Origin of the sequence: Paraburkholderia sp. EG286B, assembly GCF_040965655.1 — a bacterium.
GTDB lineage: Bacteria > Pseudomonadota > Gammaproteobacteria > Burkholderiales > Burkholderiaceae > Paraburkholderia.
On record NZ_JBFRCF010000189.1, the window covers coordinates 1 to 385 of the forward strand.

Below are 385 nucleotides of genomic sequence, written 5' to 3' on the forward strand. Positions count from 1 at the left end.
AAAGGCGGTTTCTGTCCGGTAAGCTTGCCCTTGTTCCACGGCACTCTGATGCCAGCGGCGCGTTTCTCGGTCTCCATGGCGACCTCCTTCCAACGTTGAAGGGAGACCCAGTGTGCGCGCCGGCCGCTGGACGCTCAACGACCCTGAAGAGACCTACAGCATCTCGAAAAATCAGTCCGCTTTCAATCTGATTTCCGCCCCCGACGAGTCGTTCATCGCACTAGAACTCGGACACCAGGGGGCGTGCGTCGGCCCGCGGATAGCGAGGGGAGGTACACTGAATTCCCGGTTTTGGCCAAGACTGCGCGCTCAGGAGAACAAGTATGCCCACGAACGCCCCGGCGGACAGGCTTGTGAAGTCCATTTGGCGCCGCGCAAGTTTGCG

Annotated in this window: 1 protein-coding gene; it reads left to right on the plus strand. The window is 60.5% G+C overall.

The features are described from left to right. Window positions 1–112: 112 nt before the first annotated feature. Window positions 113–385, plus strand: a 273-nt coding sequence (locus AB4Y42_RS44355) for a hypothetical protein (protein ID WP_368697913.1), incomplete at its 3' end; no start/stop codon positions are given.